Source organism: Streptomyces angustmyceticus (assembly GCF_019933235.1).
Taxonomy (GTDB): domain Bacteria; phylum Actinomycetota; class Actinomycetes; order Streptomycetales; family Streptomycetaceae; genus Streptomyces; species Streptomyces angustmyceticus.
Map to the genome: position 1 here is coordinate 2691543 of NZ_CP082945.1, position 15508 is coordinate 2707050.

The 15508-nt window shown below is 70.9% G+C and carries 16 protein-coding genes and 1 pseudogene; 6 read left to right on the forward strand and 11 right to left on the reverse strand.

The window, feature by feature from the left end; genetic code table 11:
- Positions 1-156: 156 nt before the first annotated feature.
- From K7396_RS12065 to K7396_RS12080, 4 genes are all read right to left on the reverse strand, one after another.
- On the reverse strand, positions 157-735 hold the full coding sequence (locus K7396_RS12065) for an HAD domain-containing protein (protein ID WP_086718462.1): 579 nt from the start codon (positions 733-735) through the stop codon (positions 157-159).
- A gap of 34 nt (positions 736-769) precedes the next feature.
- Complete coding sequence (locus tag K7396_RS12070) at positions 770-1462, reverse strand: class I SAM-dependent methyltransferase (RefSeq protein WP_086718463.1); 693 nt, start codon at positions 1460-1462, stop codon at positions 770-772.
- A gap of 1 nt (position 1463) precedes the next feature.
- Positions 1464-2375, reverse strand: coding sequence for a phosphotransferase family protein (locus tag K7396_RS12075; protein WP_086718464.1), 912 nt, complete (start codon positions 2373-2375; stop codon positions 1464-1466).
- 74 nt (positions 2376-2449) lie between these two features.
- A complete protein-coding gene (locus tag K7396_RS12080) occupies positions 2450-3199 on the reverse strand; it encodes a hypothetical protein (protein WP_086718465.1) in 750 nt (249 codons plus the stop codon).
- Positions 3200-3420: 221 nt separating this feature from the next.
- Here K7396_RS12080 and K7396_RS12085 point away from each other — a divergent pair, with 221 nt between their 5' ends.
- The 4 genes and pseudogenes from K7396_RS12085 to K7396_RS12100 all read left to right on the forward strand — a co-directional run bounded on the left by K7396_RS12085 (position 3421) and on the right by K7396_RS12100 (position 6808).
- Positions 3421-4776, forward strand: a complete 1356-nt coding sequence (locus K7396_RS12085; protein ID WP_086718466.1) for a transcriptional regulator — start codon at positions 3421-3423, stop codon at positions 4774-4776.
- Position 4777: 1 nt separating this feature from the next.
- On the forward strand, positions 4778-5308 hold the full coding sequence (locus K7396_RS12090; RefSeq protein ID WP_086718467.1) for an NUDIX domain-containing protein: 531 nt from the start codon (positions 4778-4780) through the stop codon (positions 5306-5308).
- 101 nt (positions 5309-5409) lie between these two features.
- A complete protein-coding gene (locus K7396_RS12095; RefSeq protein WP_373866916.1) occupies positions 5410-5646 on the forward strand; it encodes a hypothetical protein in 237 nt (78 codons plus the stop codon).
- 67 nt (positions 5647-5713) lie between these two features.
- Positions 5714-6808: pseudogene (locus tag K7396_RS12100) on the forward strand (DUF4238 domain-containing protein).
- A 429-nt stretch (positions 6809-7237) separates the two neighbouring features.
- On the opposite strand, the gene K7396_RS12105 reads toward K7396_RS12100, so the two are convergent.
- Positions 7238-8518 (reverse strand): cation:proton antiporter, encoded by a 1281-nt coding sequence (locus K7396_RS12105; RefSeq protein WP_086721608.1) that lies wholly within the window; start codon positions 8516-8518, stop codon positions 7238-7240.
- A gap of 216 nt (positions 8519-8734) precedes the next feature.
- Positions 8735-9694: a LysR family transcriptional regulator gene (locus tag K7396_RS12110; protein ID WP_170314274.1), complete on the reverse strand. Its 960-nt coding sequence runs from the start codon at positions 9692-9694 to the stop codon at positions 8735-8737.
- A gap of 218 nt (positions 9695-9912) precedes the next feature.
- Here K7396_RS12110 and snpA point away from each other — a divergent pair, with 218 nt between their 5' ends.
- The gene (gene snpA, locus K7396_RS12115) at positions 9913-10578 is read left to right on the forward strand and encodes a snapalysin (protein WP_086717372.1); all 666 of its coding nucleotides are present in this window, start codon (positions 9913-9915) and stop codon (positions 10576-10578) included.
- A gap of 209 nt (positions 10579-10787) precedes the next feature.
- Here the strand turns inward: snpA and crcB are convergent, their stop codons facing one another.
- The 5 genes from crcB to K7396_RS12140 form a co-directional block, all read right to left on the reverse strand.
- Complete coding sequence (gene crcB, locus K7396_RS12120; protein WP_086717371.1) at positions 10788-11162, reverse strand: fluoride efflux transporter CrcB; 375 nt, start codon at positions 11160-11162, stop codon at positions 10788-10790.
- The gene (locus K7396_RS12125) at positions 11159-11545 is read right to left on the reverse strand and encodes a DUF190 domain-containing protein (protein ID WP_086717370.1); all 387 of its coding nucleotides are present in this window, start codon (positions 11543-11545) and stop codon (positions 11159-11161) included. The genes crcB and K7396_RS12125 overlap by 4 nt, the downstream gene beginning before the upstream one ends.
- Entirely contained in the window at positions 11542-11979 is a 438-nt protein-coding gene (locus K7396_RS12130; protein ID WP_086717369.1) for a fluoride efflux transporter FluC, read from the reverse strand. Before K7396_RS12130 ends, K7396_RS12125 begins: the two co-directional genes overlap by 4 nt.
- 108 nt (positions 11980-12087) lie before the next feature.
- Positions 12088-12951, reverse strand: a complete 864-nt coding sequence (locus tag K7396_RS12135) for an isocitrate lyase/PEP mutase family protein (RefSeq protein ID WP_086717368.1) — start codon at positions 12949-12951, stop codon at positions 12088-12090.
- Between the two features lie 249 nt (positions 12952-13200).
- Positions 13201-14286: a magnesium and cobalt transport protein CorA gene (locus K7396_RS12140; protein ID WP_086717367.1), complete on the reverse strand. Its 1086-nt coding sequence runs from the start codon at positions 14284-14286 to the stop codon at positions 13201-13203.
- A 138-nt stretch (positions 14287-14424) separates the two neighbouring features.
- On the opposite strand from K7396_RS12140, the gene K7396_RS12145 reads away from it, so the two are divergent.
- Positions 14425-15462, forward strand: a complete 1038-nt coding sequence (locus K7396_RS12145; protein WP_152104575.1) for a helix-turn-helix transcriptional regulator — start codon at positions 14425-14427, stop codon at positions 15460-15462.
- The last annotated feature ends 46 nt before the right edge of the window (positions 15463-15508 follow it).

The window sequence follows — 15508 nt, forward strand, 5'->3', positions numbered from 1 at the left end:
CCGCCCGGCAGGGCGTTCGTGATGGAGCGGGTGCGGTCTTTTGTGCGGGGGACGGGGCTAGCTCGGGGGCCCGGGGTTCCCCACGCGACAACGGCCGGCGCGGGCTGCCGCAGGGAGGAGTTGAGGCTGCTCCCGGGCGGACGCCCCCGGTGCGGGTCAGGCTGCTTCGGCCTGGTTCGGATCAGGGGCTACGGCACTCCGCGCAGAGAGCAGCCGTGCTGCCCACGCTCGCGTTTCGGCCACGTGCGCAGCCTGGAGCCCGGCACGGGGAGCGGGTTGGATCAGGAGGGTTGCCGCGCCGCGAGTGGTCCGTTCCTCGGCCCAGGCGTGGTCGAGGCTGGTGAAGTCGTCATCGATCCACACGGCGGGGGCGTCGCCCAGCCAGGCGTCGACGTGGTCGCGCTTCCACAGGTAGCCGTTGGGGTGGCTGGTGGTGATCTGCGGATGCGGCAGGTCGACGTGCGGCAGAGACGGGAGGCCGAGGAGCGGTCCGATCAGGGTGGTGGCGTCCTGGCGCCAGCTGGTGCACCAAGCGGGGGTGACCAGGCCGGTACGGATTACGTCCATGAGCATGGGGCCGTGGGTGGGGTCGAGCCAGACGGTGACCGGGTTGTCGGCGCTCCGGCCGGTGGGGACGACGTCGTGGCGGGCGTGGGTGGCCGGGGTCGAGCCATCCGCTTCGGGGAAGGGGATGAGGACGCCGTCGATGTCGAGGAGCAGGTAGGGCGGGCGCATCGGTTCCTCCGGGGGAAGCCGGGGCGAATGGCTGTCAGAACTTGCGAGCGCGGATCAGCAAGGTGGTGGGCCAGTGGCCCATGCGGGGGTCGTGGAACTCCTGTGCCGCGGTGAGCCAGAAGCCCGCCCGGCTGAGGTACTTCTCCCAGCAGTCGGTGGCGAACTCCCAGCGAGCGATGGGGAGCCGGGTGCGGTCGGGGAGGGTGACGTGGTCGCGGCGGGGCCGGTCGTCGGCAGCGGGGCTTCGGCCGCCGCGCTGCGGGTGGGGGACGGAGAAGGCGAGCACCCGGCCGGGCGTGAGGCGCTGGGCGATGGCCGGGAGAAGGAGTTCGGGGGCGACGAGCCCGACGGCGCCGAAGACGGAGTAGATCGCGTCGAACTGCTCGTCGGAGGCGTGCAGGTAGTGCAGGGCATGGCCGGCGACGAAGGTGAGGTTGTTCAGCCGTCCGTAGTGGGAGCGGGCGCGACGGACCTGGAGGCCGACCAGATCGACGCCGGTGACGTGGGCGCCGTGGCGGGTGGCGAGGTGAGCGGCGTTGTGACCGGGGCCGCAGCCGAGTTCCAGGAGCCGCTTGCCGCGCAGGTCGGGGCCGAGGATCTCGGCGCCGGGCCCCTGTCCGGGTCTTGTGGTCCACTCCATCCGGGCGGGTACGGCGAGGGGTTCGGCAAGTCCGGCGGCGGTGCGCTGAAGGGCGTGGGCGTGCCACGGGGAAGCCTGGGCGAGCACGTCAGATCTCAAAGAGGTGGAGGACGTCGCTGAGGTGGCGGCGGACGGCCTTGAGGTAGGCGGGGTCGGTTGCCGGGTCGTCGATCCAGCGGGTGGCCTGCTCCATGAACCACTCGACGGCCCACATGCGGTGCCAGCCCAGGGCCCAGTTCTCGGCGGTGAGCCCGCCGCGCGGGGTGAGGGCGTCAGGGGTGCCGCCGGCGCTGACGTACTGCTCCAGGAAGACGCGTAGGCGCACGGGATGCGGGGGCTCGATGGTGCCGTGCCAGCTGGCGAGGTCGAGCAGGCCGGGACCGGTGAAGGAACGGGCGAAGTCGAGCAGCCGCCAGCCGCGCTCGCCCATGTGGAGGCTGGTGGGGTGAAACTCGGAGTGCACCCAGCCGAAGGGCTCCAATGTTGCTCCGCCCGAGCGGGCCTCGGCTGCTTGAGCGATCCTGCCGAGCGTGTCCTCGACGTCGTCGGCGTCCTGCCACCGGTCGGCCTTACGCAGCCGTCCGAGGTGCTCCAGGGCCCGGTCCGGCAGCTTGCGCAGCCGCTCCTGGTCCAGGACGGGCAAGGGAGGAGCCGTACGGGTGCCGTGCATGACCACGGCTGCGGCAACGCCGTCCAGGTCGTCGGCCTCGCGGACGGACGGCCCGAGGTCCTCCATGAGCATGCCGAGCCAGCCGTCCAGAACGGCGGAGGCGTGGACCTGGGGGACGGGAACGCCGAGGGTGTGGGCCAGGCGGAGGGCCTGGTCCTCGCTGTCGAACGGCTTCTTGGCGTACTTGAAGATGGCCGTGGAGCCGTCGGGGAAGGTCACGCGCTCGACTCCGGACATGGACCACACGCGCACCTCCTCCCGTACCGCGGTGGCCTGGCCGGTCACGGTGAGCAGGTTGTCGAGGAGTTCGGCGCTGGGGTTCGGGCTCATTGGGGGCTCCGGTCAGTTGGAGGCGTCCGGGGCGGGCAAGCGGTGGTCCGCCCCGGAGCCTGATCAGGTGGGGGTTACGCGGCGGCGTTCAGGCGGTGGGCGTAGACCTGCTCGATCCAGCCCGCCTTGAACGCGGCGAGGTCGTCACAGAAGTTCGCCATCGAGGCGCCGTAGGGAGCGACGACACCACCGGTCTGGTCCGGCACGGACTGGCAGCCGTGCACGAGGCGCCCACCGAGCGCGGTGTGGGCCTTGATGGACTCGATCCGGCGGTGCTCGTTGAACCAGCCACCGTGGTAGACCTCGTCGAGCATCCCGCCCATGTCGTCATCCAGGTCGAAGACGACGGAGGTGGCGGCGGGGAAGAACCAGCACGGGCCGACGTTGGAGATGTGCCCGTCCAGTTCGACCTTGTTGAGCGCCATGAGCGTGGCCGCCTCGCGGAGCATCCGCAGGTGGTCGGCCGTAATCTGCGGGAGTCCGAGGCCGGCGAGGTGCTCGTCGCGGAAGAGGTAGGCATATACCTCGTACGCGGTGGCCAGGACGCGGGCGGCGTCAGAGGTGGACTCGCCGTGGTTCTTGATGAAGTCGAGTGCCAGTTGCTCGACCGCGCTCTCGGTCGTCTCGTCCACATCCAGGAGCTGGGACTTGACCAGCTCCCAGTCGGCGACGAGCCACGTGTTCGACTCGAAGCGGAAGAAGTACTGGGCCGGGTCGATGGTGATGCGCCGGCCGTCGGACTGGATGCCGGGCAGCCGGCTCCAGCGCGGGTCGAACGCCTCGGGCAGCTCGACCGTGATGGCCGTGGTGTCGATGGTGGTCACCGTGTCTCCGTCTCTGATTGTCCGGTCCGGGCACATGAATGCCCGAACCCGTGTGGGCGTACGGAACTTCGGGGAGCCACCCGGACCAAGGGGGAGCCTGGATCACGGTCGCGCCGTTCCGGGCGGCTACTGATTAGTGAACCGGTGGTCACGCTCAGTGGGTACGGTGGAAGGCAGTTGAAGCGGTATACGCGGTTTACAGCTCCAGGACGGAGGCGATCGTGACGGCGCAGCGAGAACCCAACTCCCGTCTACGCGACGTCATCGCGGCGGTCGACTGCACCTACGAGGCCCTCGCCCGAGACGTACGGCGCATCGCCGCCGAGAACGGCGAGATCCTCCAGACCAACAAGTCGGCCATCTCTCACTGGGTGAACGGCACCCGCAGCCCCTCGGGCCGAGTAGGCCAATACCTCGCCGAAGCACTGTCCCGCCGAGCCGGACGCACGATCACCCAGACCGAGATCGACCTCCATACCGGCGAGGCCGAGGAGCCGGCAGAGTCGGACCCCGTCCTCGCTGTCACCGACCTGGGCCGCGCCGACGTCGAGCGCCGCCGCTTCCTCACCATCGCGGCCTTCACCACCGCAGGCGTCGCCATGCCACTCGGCTACGACCACGAGGCCGCCGCCCGCATGCTCCGTGCCCGCACCGGCACGTCCGTGGTCGGCGCGGAGGACGTGGACGTCGTACGCCAGATCACCGCGGCCTTCAGCGCCGCCGACGAACGCCTCGGCGGCGGGCACGGCCTGACCACCGTCACCGCGTATCTCGCCGACACAGCCGCCCCCATGCTGCGCGGGCGCTTCCCCAGCGAAGCCTTACGCCGGGCCGCCTTCGGCGCCGTCGCCGAACTCACCTACCTCGCAGGCTGGAAACACCACGACCTCGGCCAGGAGGGCGCCTCCCAGCGCTACTACCAGGTCGGCTACAAGCTCGCCTGCGAAGCCGACCCCCACGGCCACGCTGCCTGGATGATGCGCGCCCTCGCTCACCAGGCCCTGAGCCTCAAGCAGCCCCACCACTGCATCGACCTCGTCGAAGGAGCCCTGAAGCGCGGCCTCGGCCACGTCGACGGCCAGACCGAGGCCCTCCTCCACATCACCCACGCCCGCGCCTACGCCGCCACCAACGAGAACCCGTCGGCCGCACGCGCCCTCCTCGCCGCCGAGGACGCCCTCCTTCGGGACGACGGCCCCCAGCCCAGCTACTCCTGTGTGAGCGGCCCTGCCGCCGGCACCGTGGCCAGCCACACGGCCCGCACCCTGACCGACCTCGCCGACCACATCGGCACCGAGCAGCAGCACCGAGACGCCCTCACCCGCTGGGACCCCGAGAAGTACAAGCGAGTCCACGCCCTCACCCACGCCGACCTCGGCGACAGCCTCGCCGCCCAAGCCCGCGCCGACGAAGCCGTCGCCGCCTGGACCCAGGCCCTGGTCCTCATGGAGGGCATGACCTCCGACCGCACCCGTAAGGCGATCACCTCGATTCGCTCCACCCTCGCGGTCTACCAGCGCCGCGGTGTCCCCGGCGCCGCCGATCTCGCCCGCCGCGCCCGCGAGGCCCTCGCCTAACATGCCCAACAACCCGCCCGACGAAGGGAACACCGTGGCCCAGCAGACCGACGAACGCTCCCAAGCCCTCAAGCCGGCGCTCGAATCGATGACCCTGCTGGTCGCGGCCGTCATCGTCCACGACAAGGCCACCAACCGCGTCGTCCTCCTCCAGCGCAGCGAGAACGCCAAGTTCGCCCAGGGCATGTGGGACCTCCCCGTCGGCAAGAGCGAACCGGGCGAGCCCATCACGGAAACCGCAGTCCGCGAGCTCTACGAGGAGACGGGCCTCACCGTGAAGCCCGAGTCCCTCAAGGTCGCCCACATCATCCACGGCGCCTGGGGCGTCGAGGCCCCCAACGGCTTCCTCACGGTCGTCTTCTCCGCTGAGGAATGGGCCGGCGAACCCGAGAACCGCGAACCCCGCAAGCACTCCCAGGTCCGCTGGGTCGACGCCGACGCAGTACCCGAGAATTTCGTCGACACCACTTCAAGCGCCCTTCACCGATACCTCACGGGAGGCCCGGAGGTCTCCCTCGACGGCTGGCATTAGAAGCGTCAACTGCGGCGCGACCAGTCGCCAGGGCGGCACCGCACCAATTGGACCCGCCTCCTGGTGGGGCGGCGATCCCGGGCACCGACGAGACCTGCGACGTGAACGTTCTCCGCGTCACCGAGCACCCCGCCTTCAAAGCCCTCCTCGACGGCGAGGTCCCAACAAACGTCAACCCCACCGCCGGCCGCGACCAGCAACTGGCTGACATCCGCACTATCTACGCCCCAGAGAAGGAAGCCCTCGGCACCATCGCCATCCAGATTGAGCGCGCCCTGCAGGAATGCAAGCGTGCGTTAACAATGGAAATTGATTCCTCCTCGGTCTCATTCTCGTAAGCACGGCACGATCCCCACCCATGCTCCACTACCCATTCGCCTCCTCAACCAGCCATAGGAGTTAGGCTTGAGCAACCGAGTTAGGAGACAGCACACCGTCTCCAAGTTCTACTTAAACGGCTTCGCGGATGACGCCGGGAGAATTCGCCGAGTTTCACTCCCTGGCGACCCCGCACCCGTTCTTTCAACTGGCGATGCGAGCGTAATTAAGGACTTCTATACAGTAACGCTTCCCGATGGCTCTTTATCAGATTTCTTTGAGAGGGCCTTCAGTAAAATCGAGAGCTCTGCCGCCGAGGCTCTGAAACTTATCCTCTCAGGGACTTGACCGATCCAAGGTGAACACCGGAAATCTTTCGCCACATGGATTACCCTGCAGCACCTAAGGGCCGAGCAGATACGGCAGAATCAGAAGAATCACAACACTGAAATGATTCGACTCCTCGTCGGAGCCTCAGGGAAAGACGCACTGCGCTCGCGCATTCAGGAGGCCGAGGGGCGCATTGTCGGCGACGAGGAGCTTGACATCGAGTGGTGCGACCTGACCAAGCCCGGTGGTCCCGACATGGCCGCCGACGCCAACGACCACATCCGGTTGCTGATGGATCTCCTACCCGGCACCGCCGCCTACCTCAACGACTGCCAGTGGACGCTGTTCAAATTCAACCGACGCTCCATAATTACATCCGACCACCCCGTTTCACTTGCCGTTGCACCTGGTTATCCCGCATGGCAAGGAGTGGGCATTTTCACAGCCGACCTATTCTTGGTTCCACTCAGCCGCCGCCACGCCCTCACAATTCAACCAAAAAACCTCCGGGAGGGTACGGACATCCCCGACTTCACCGTTTCGGGATCGACGAAGATCGCACAGAGCATCAACCAAGAAACAGCCATGGGAGCTCGAAAGCATATATACCAGCATCCCGAGGAGTCACCGCTTCAAGGAATCCGTCTCCCTCAGCCCGTGATGCGCGACCGGCCTGGGATGTCTAATATCGACGGACTTATTCGCGAAGAGGGGCTCTTTAGCGGTATCCGGGAAGCAAGTCTGCGTGCCATGTCAGATACATCCCCTCCGGGAGAACGGGAAAATGGAATGACGATCGACGACCTTCCTTGGCCGATCCCTAGGCGCTGCCGACCAGGAGCTGATGGGTGAGGTTAGCGGCCACCCAGAGGGTGTGACTCCCACGCTCGCTCGCGGTCCCGCGCCAGTCCGCACACAGTCCGCAAGACACCCGGTCAGGACCATCGCACCCCATCGCCAGCCATCAGCAAAAGGCAGGTCAGCACCCCGCAGGGAAGATCCCCGCAGGTCACCGCCCCAGCCCATTACTAGGAGACCAAGAAGGCTTGAGCCTTACCCGGGCGGTCCGACCTGCACTTTCCCGGGCCGTCTCGCCCACCCGACCGCACCCGGTCCGCGCGCCGCCCAGCAGGGCGTTCGTGATGAAGCGGGTGCGGTCTTCTGTGTGCGGCGGGGGGAATGGTCGGCGTCGTACGGCGCAGATCCGCGGTGGGTGGCGCCGGCCGGGCGGGGGCGTTTCGGCGCCCGCGGTCCGAGGCCCCCGCGCCGTCCCGGCGACTCTCACGGACCGGTGGGCCGGCTGCCCCGCCCGCGGCGGTGGCCCAGGCCGCGGACGGGGAGTTCGTCGGCCGCCGCGGCGGCCGGGACGGTGGGCCGGGCGGCCGCCGCCTTCCCGTAGCGGTTGGCCAGCGGTACGGAGGTCAGGCCGTGGGCGAGGACGCTGAGCAGCACGGTGAGGGCCACCACCGGGACCAGCGGGCGGGTGTCGGCGGGTGTGAGTTCCTCGACCGCCAGCAGTCCGAAGATGATCGAGGCCAGCCCACGGGGGCCGAACCAGCCCACGAACAGCACCGTCCTGGCGTCCAGTCCGCTCCCGAGCAGGCACAGCGCCACCGGCACCATGCGGATCACGGTGAGGCTCAGCACCGCGTAGAGCCCGGCCTGCCAGGTGAGGTGGTCGAACGACTCCGGGAGGAGCAGGGCGCCGAAGACCAGCCACACCAGTACGGACACCAGCGAGGCGGACTGCTCGACGTACAGCAGCACCCGCTGCGGCGCCCCGTGCGCCGATCCGAAGGCGAGGCCGGCGACGAAGGCCGCGACGAAGCCGTTGCCGCCGAGCGCGAGCGCGGAGGTGTAGCCGAGGAGCGCCAGGGCCAGGACGCCCGCGCCGGCGAAGTCCTCGGTCGCCCAGCTGCCGCGGAGCGCGGTGCGCAGCAGCCAGCCGGCGGCCAGTCCGAGGACCGCCCCGTACGCCGCGCCGAGGGCGAGCTGCCCCACGGCGTGGCCGGCGGAGTCCGGCGGACCGGTGTGCTCGGCCGCGGTCACCCCGGCCAGGGCGAGCACCACCAGCGGGGTGGCGATGCCGTCGTTGAGGCCGCTCTCCACGTTGATGAGCCGGCGGATGCGCGCGGGCACCACGGGGTTGACCATCATCGTGGCGCCGAGCGCGGCGTCCGTCGGCGCGAGCGCGGCCCCGACGTAGAGCGCGGCCCACCCCGAGACGCCGGGGAGCAGGACGGCCGCCAGCAGCGCGCCCAGGCCCACGCACAGCGGCAGCCCGATCCCCAGCAGCCGCACATAGAGGCCGAGCTCGGGGCGCAGGGCACGGAAGGAGAGCCGGGCGGCGTCGGTGAAGAGCACCCAGACCAGGGTGATCTCCGCGAGCACCTTGACCGTCTCGTGCGGCAGCGCGAGGTCCAGCACGCCGGTGCCCTCGCCCAGCAGCAGCCCCAGCAGCACGAAGGCGGCCGGCGCGGTCAGCTCGAAGCGCTCCATCCGCCGCGCGCACAGGCACCACAGGAACAGCAGGAGCAGGACCAGGGAGTAGCTGCTGTCCACACGGGTCTCCAGGGCTCGGCCGCACGGCGCTCGGGCACCCTCAACTCTCGGCCATCACCCCGCGGACCGGCCGGTCCCGGGGCGCCGGGACGGCGGCTTTCACACGGTTGGTGGAGAGGCCCGGTCGGCGGCGCCTGCTGCACGGGGCGCCGGGACCGCCGGCGCATCCGGGAGCGGGCGTGGGCACAGGGCGGGAGCGGTCAGCCCCGGCGGCGCCTAGCCCCCCACCGGCAGCGGCCCGTTGTGCTGGACGAGCCAGGTCCGGTAGGCCTCGCTCGCCCAGGCGGTCTCCATGTAGGAGGCGGTCAGGTCGGCGAAGAGGTCGTCGGGGGAGGCTGCGGGGGTGCCCTCCTGGCGGCAGGCCATGAGGAGGCGGACGGCCAGCGGGTCGCCGTACAGGGGGCGGATGGCCATGCCGTGGCGGGGGCGGGCGGTGGGCTGGCAGGGGGTGACCACCTCGCCGGCCGTGACGAGGTCCACGGTGGTGAGGTAGTCGCCGTGCACGACACGGGGGTTGATGCCGGCGGCGGCCCAGATACGGCGCAGGCCGGCCCATTCGCCGTCCACGGTCGGGTCGACCATCCACTGGTCGTCGGCGAGGTCGGCCACCCGGATGACGGTCCGGGCGGCCGCGGGGTGGGTGTCGACCACGGCGATGAACTGCGGTTCCCTGGCGATGAGTTCGTGCTCGACGAGGCCGTCGGGGACCCGTAGGGGCGCGCCCTCGACCTCGTGGACGAAGGCGGCGTCGAGCTGTCCGGTCGCGACCATGTGGAGCAGCGCGTTGGCGGACACATCGGTTCTTATCGTGGTGTCGGTGTCCGGGAGGCGGACCCGCAGCCGGCGCAGCCACCCGGCGACGGCGGGGCTGTTGGTGCTGCCGATGTGCAGCCGCGTGGACCGGTCGCGGTGCGGACCCGATGCGACCTCGTCAATAAGTGCCCGCATTTCGGCCACTATCGGCCGGGCCCGGCACAGGACCGTGTGCCCCAGGGGGGTGGGCCGGCTGCCGGTCGGTTCGCGGAAGAAGAGCTGGCCGCCCAGGGCTTTCTCGATGCGGTGGAGCTGCGTCGTCAGGGAAGGCTGGGTCATGCCGAGCTGCCGGGCCGCCTTGCGTACGCTGCCGGAGTCCGCGATGGCGCACAATGCGCGAAGATGCCTTACCTCGAGCTCCACGTCCGGAGCATAACGACGTCGGCACACGTCACACCAGACTCTCAAACCCGTCGGAACAGGCTCTTTTTTCCGGGGTATTGGCCGGTGCTATCGCCACCTGGCATCTCTGTCTTCCGGGTGAACTGCGTCCAGACTCAACGGCACCAAGAAATCCGCAGGGCCCCGGTCGCCGCCCCACACGGCGACCGTACGGCCCTCGGACATAAAGGAGCCCCCACATGAGATCTCCCAAGACGGCGCTGTCGGCGGCGCTCGGACTGGGCCTCGTCGCCGCGCTCGCAGCAGCGGCGCCGGTTTCGGCAGCTTCCCCCTCCCCCACCAACTCCTCCCACAGCACCCCCGCTTCGATCGCGGCCTACAACGGCTCGGCGGCCGAGAAGGCCGACACCAAGGCGTTCTTCGAGGCCGTGGTGAAGTCGGCCAGGGCCAAGATGAAGGCCCACCCCGGCGCCGCCTCGGTGACCGTCACCTATGACGCGAGCGCGGCCCCGACGTTCGCGCAGCAGATAGCCGAGAGCGCGTCGATCTGGAACAGCGCCGTGTCGAACGTGAAGCTGCAGGCGGGCAGCGGCGGCGACTTCCAGTACCGCGAGGGCAACGACGCGCGCGGCTCGTACGCCAGCACCGACGGTCACGGGAAGGGCTACGTCTTCCTGGACTACCAGCAGAACCAGGAGTACAACTCCACCCGCGTGGCCGCGCACGAGACCGGCCATGTGCTGGGCCTGCCGGACCACTACGAGGGCCCGTGCAGCGAGCTGATGTCCGGCGGCGGCCCCGGCACGTCCTGCCAGAACACCAAGCCGGACGCGAACGAGAGCGCCAAGGTGGACCAGCTCTGGGCCAACGGCCTGGCGGGCGTCCACTTCGGCAAGGCGTCCTGACGGACCCGGCGTCCCCGTGACGTGACGAAGTTCGGCGGTGGCCGGCGGATCGGACCGTGCTGACGGTGGCCGGATCCGGACGGCCGGGGCTGTCGAGAGCCGGGACCTGGCGGCCGGCACTCGTTCCCCACCAGCCCTCGCACCTCCTGCGCCGCCCGTGCGGTGGGGCTCCCCGGAGCCCCACCGCTTTCGTGTGTCCGGGCCCGGGGTCAGCCCCAGAGCGCCTGCCCGGCGGCCACCCCGGCGAACGCCGCCGCCAGTCCGGCCGCCACGGTCACCACGACGTTGGCCGCCGCGCTGCCCCGGGCCCGGTCCGCGGCCAGCCGCAGTGTCTCGTAGGAGAAGGTCGAGTACGTCGTCAGGGCGCCGCACAGCCCCGTGCCGATCAGCAGCTGGAGGTGCGAGGAGGCGGCACCGGCCGCGGCGGCGCCGGTCAGCAGGCCGAGGACGAAGGAGCCGACGGCGTTGACGGTGCAGGTGCCCCAGGGGAAGACCGTGTCGTGCCGGGACTGCACATAGCGGTCGGTGAGGAAGCGCAGCGGCGCCCCGGCCATGGCACCGGCCACCACCAGCAGCCAGTTCATCCGCGTCCGCCCGCCTCGCGTCCTGCCCCGTCCGTCCGCCGGAAGGAGAGCGTCTCGCACGGGTCGAGGGTCACCAGCCCGCCGTCCGCGAGGAGTTCCGCCAGCTGCGGCAGGAAGGCCCGTACCCGCTCCTCGGTGTCGACGACGACAACCGCCACCGGCATCTCCTCGCTCAGCGACAGCAGGCGCTGGGTGTGGATGAGGGACGAGGCACCGAAGCCCTCGATGCCGCGGAAGACGCTGGCCCCGGCCAGGCCCGCGTGGCAGGCGCGGTGCACGATCTCCGCGTAGAGCGGTTTGTGGTGCCAGACGTCCTCCTCGCCGACGAGGACCGTGAGCCGTAGCGCCGGGGAGCCGCCCGGGAGTGCCGTGCCGTCTGTCATGCCGTCCGCCGCCTCAGTTCGAGAAGTGCCCGGGTGCCGGTCACCGCGCCCCATACGGCCGCGAGCGCGACGAGCACGGTGCCCGCGAGATACGCCAGGGCGCCGGCCGGCCGCCCGCCGCCGACCAGTCGCTGGATGTCGACGGCGTAGGTGGAGAAGGTGGTGAAGCCGCCGAGGACGCCGGTGCCGAGGAAGGGGCGCACCAGCCGGTGGGCCGCCCGGACCTCGGTGATCACCACCATCAGGACGCCCATCAGCGCACAGCCGACGGCGTTGACGGTGAGGGTCGTCCAGGGGAAGGCGCCGCTCGCCGTGGGCCACAGGAGCGCGGCGCCGTACCGGGCCGTGGCGCCGATCGCGCCGCCCGCGGCCACCACGCCGATCACCGCTCCCTGCCCCCGCCAGGGCGCCGCTCCGCGGCCTCGCTCGTCCATCACGCTCCCGAGATCATCGCCGACCTCAGGCTAACGCCGCGCGGAGGGCCCCGCCGCGCCGGGGAGCGGCGGGGCTCCGGGGCGGGTCCCGGTGCCCCGTCCCGCGGGTCACACCGGGACGGCCTCGTGCGCGCGGTGGCTCCGCCCGAGGTTCCTGGCCAGCAGCTCGGTGGCCTCCTTGACCCCGATCTCGCCGCCGTCCCCGGTGTCGGGCAGCCGCCCGTCCGCGAACTTCAGCTCGGCCAGCGCGGTCTGCATCGCCCGGTGCGCGGCGAACAGGCAGGGGGTGCTGTAGATGGCCGCGTCGACGCCCAGCGCGGTCAGTTCGGTCAGGGAGAGCCGCGGGGACTTGCCGCCCGCGATCTGGTTGAACAGCAGCGGCTTGTCCCCGAGGACGGTGCGGATCCGGCGGATCGCCTCGACGCTGCGCACCCCGTCGACGAGCACCACGTCCGCGTCGGTGGCGGCCAGCGCCGCGGCCCGCCGCAGGATGTCGTCCTCCTGCGTGGCGTCGGTGCGGGCCACGACGAGCAGGTCGGTGCGGGCGGCCAGCACCGCCTCCAGCTTCTCCAGGTACTCCTCCAGCGGCAGCAGCAGCTTGCCGTCCGCGTGGCCGCAGCGGCGCGGCCGCTTCTGGTCCTCCAGGATCACCCCGGTCGCGCCGGCCCGCTCCAGGCGCCGCGCCACGTGGCAGGCGACCTCGGGGTCGCCGTAGCCGTCGTCGATGTCCACCAGCAGGTGGTGCCGCGGGAACGCGCCGCGCAGCCGCTCCGCGAAGGCGACCATGTCGGGCCAGGCGATGAACCCGATGTCCGGGAGCCCGTAGTGGGACGCGGCGAAGCCGAAGCCGGAGACGAAGAAGCCGTTGTAGTGCGGGGCGGCGAGGGAGGCCGAGTACATGTCGTGGACGCCGATCAGCGGCGTCGTCCCCTGGGCGGCGATCTCGTCGCGCAGTGCTTGTCCGTACCGCAAAGTGCTCTCCTCACGGGGCCGGCGGGGGCCGCGGCCGGTGTCCGGGGGCGCGCGAAGACGCCCGGCGCCGTGCCGTCCCGTCCGCCGGGGAACTGGTCAGGGCATGTCTATCCGGCGCGTCGGCACAATGCCTTTAACACGCCATGACCTTTCGCGACTTTCTCTTTACTTCACCCGTACCGGCACCCGGCGGTCCCGGGAGACCGCGTCACGGGACCGGTCCGGCCCCGCCCGCCCCGCCGACCGGCGTCAGAGCCAGCCGTTGCGCTTGAAGCCGCGGTGGATCACCCAGCACAGGCCCACGATGACGGCCATGACCAGCGGATAACCGAACACCCAGTGCTTTTCCGGCATATGGTCGAAATTCATGCCGTACACACCGCAGATCATGGTGGGCACCGCCAGGATCGCGACCCAGGCGCTGATCCGGCGCATGTCCTCGTTCTGAGCGACGGTGACCTGGGCGAGGTGGGCCTGGAGTATGGAGTTGAGCAGTTCGTCGAAGGCGGTGATCTGCTCGGTGACCCGGTCGAGGTGGTCGGCGACGTCCCGGAAGTACGTCTTGATGCGGGGCTCGACCTGGGCCATCGGCTGGGTCGCCAGCTCCTGCATCGGCCGGTCCAAGGGGGCCACCGCGCGCTTGAGTTCCAGCAGCTCACGCTTGAGCTGGTAGATCCGCCCCGCGCCGCCGCTGCCGCGTTCCGAGAAGACCTCGCTCTCGACGTCGTCGATGTCGATGGAGACGGCGGCGGTGACGTCGAGGTAGTCGTCCACGACCAGGTCGGCGACGGCGTGCAGCACGGCGGACGGGCCGAGCGCCAACTGTTCGGGCACCGACTCCAGTTGCTCGCGCAGCGGGCCCAGCGAGCCGTGCCCGCCGTGCCGGACCGTGATCACGAAGTCGGTGCCGGTGAAGACCATGATCTCGCCGGTCTCGACGACCTCGCTGGTGTCGGTGAGCCGGTCGTGCTCGACATAGCGGACCGTCTTGAACACGGTGAACAGCGAGTCGTCGTAGCGCTCCAGCTTGGGCCGCTGGTGGGCGTGGACCGCGTCCTCGACGGCGAGCGGGTGCAGCCCGAACAGCTCGACGATCCCGGCGAACTCCTTCTCCGACGGTTCGTGCAGCCCGATCCACACGAATCCGCTGCCGGATTCGCGGACCCGGCGGATCGCCGCGTCGGCGGGGTGGTCGCCGTCCTGCCGCACGCCGTCCACGTACACGGCGCAGTTCACCACGGCGGTGCCGAGCGGCGAGCGCGCCGGGTGACTGAGGTCGACACCCCGGGTGCGCGGCTGCGGCAGCCGGACGGCCTTGCGGAGGTTGCTGATCATCGACACCGGGCCAGTATGGCCCGCGGGGGCGGGTGAACGGTATGACGGAGCGGCCGTTTTTACCCAGCGGGGCGGCGCGGGGACGCCCGGTACCCGCCGCTCGCGGCGGCGGGACGCGGCGGCGGCATCATCGGTCCCATGAGTGACACCTCGGCGCGCCTGCTGCACCTGCTCTCCCTGCTGCAGACCCCGCGCGAATGGCCCGGCAGCGAACTGGCCCGGCGGCTGTCGGTCACCTCGCGGACGATCCGCCGCGACATCGAGCGGCTGCGCGGCCTGGGCTACCCCGTGCACGCCACGATGGGCGCGGAGGGCGGCTACCGGCTGGCCGCGGGCGCCGCGATGCCGCCGCTGCTGCTGGACGACGAGGAGGCGGTGGCCATCGCGGTCGGGCTGCGCTCGGCCGCCGGCCACACCGTCGAGGGCATCGAGGAGGCGTCGGTACGGGCGCTGGCCAAGCTGGAGCAGGTGCTGCCGGCCCGGCTGCGGCGGCGGGTGGGCACGCTCGGTACGGCCACCGTCCCGCTGCCGGCGACCGGCGGCCCGACCGTCGACCCGGAACACCTGACGGTGCTCGCCGCCGCCATCGCCAACCACGAGCGGCTGCGCTTCCGTTACCGGGCGGGCACCGGCCCGCGCGGCACCCGCCTGGTGGAGCCGCACCGCCTGGTCGCCTCGGGGCGCCGCTGGTACCTCGTGGCGTACGACAACGACCGCGAGGACTGGCGGATCTTCCGGGTGGACCGGCTGAGCGAGCCGTTCCCCACCGGCGTGCGGACCGCGCCGCGCGCGCTGCCCGCCGCCGACGCGGGCGCCTACGTCCGGGAGCGGATGCGGTCGCTGAGCGCGTCCCACCGGGCGGTGGCGACCGTACGGGCGCCCGCCGCCGAGGTGGCGGGCCGGCTGGGCGGACCGGCGGCGGGCGAGGTGGTGGCGGTCGACGAGGCGACCTGCCGCTGGCACAGCGCCCCCGATTCGCTGGAGTGGCTGGCGCTCCGGCTGGCCGCGCTGGGCCATGAGTTCACCGTCCACGAGCCGCCGGAACTGGCCGCCTATTTGCGGGCGATGGGCGGCAGGGTGAGCCGCGCGGCGGGGGCGCCGGACGGCGGCGGGGAGGGGACGGAAGAGGGGGAGGCGAGAATGTCACACCGCGACGCCACCCCGGGAATACCCTAGGGGGGTATATCGTTGCCCAGGGGGAAGCGCACTCGCAGCACACCGA

Coding starts and splice junctions, on each gene's coding strand:
- K7396_RS12065 (WP_086718462.1), bottom strand. CDS start 735: ATGCGCCCGCCCTACCTGCTCCTCGACATCGACGGCGTCCTCATCCCC.
- K7396_RS12075 (WP_086718464.1), bottom strand. CDS start 2,375: ATGAGCCCGAACCCCAGCGCCGAACTCCTCGACAACCTGCTCACCGTG.
- K7396_RS12090 (WP_086718467.1), top strand. CDS start 4,778: ATGCCCAACAACCCGCCCGACGAAGGGAACACCGTGGCCCAGCAGACC.
- snpA (WP_086717372.1), top strand. CDS start 9,913: ATGAGATCTCCCAAGACGGCGCTGTCGGCGGCGCTCGGACTGGGCCTC.
- crcB (WP_086717371.1), bottom strand. CDS start 11,162: ATGAACTGGCTGCTGGTGGTGGCCGGTGCCATGGCCGGGGCGCCGCTG.
- K7396_RS12125 (WP_086717370.1), bottom strand. CDS start 11,545: ATGACAGACGGCACGGCACTCCCGGGCGGCTCCCCGGCGCTACGGCTC.
- K7396_RS12130 (WP_086717369.1), bottom strand. CDS start 11,979: ATGGACGAGCGAGGCCGCGGAGCGGCGCCCTGGCGGGGGCAGGGAGCG.
- K7396_RS12140 (WP_086717367.1), bottom strand. CDS start 14,286: ATGATCAGCAACCTCCGCAAGGCCGTCCGGCTGCCGCAGCCGCGCACC.
- K7396_RS12145 (WP_152104575.1), top strand. CDS start 14,425: ATGAGTGACACCTCGGCGCGCCTGCTGCACCTGCTCTCCCTGCTGCAG.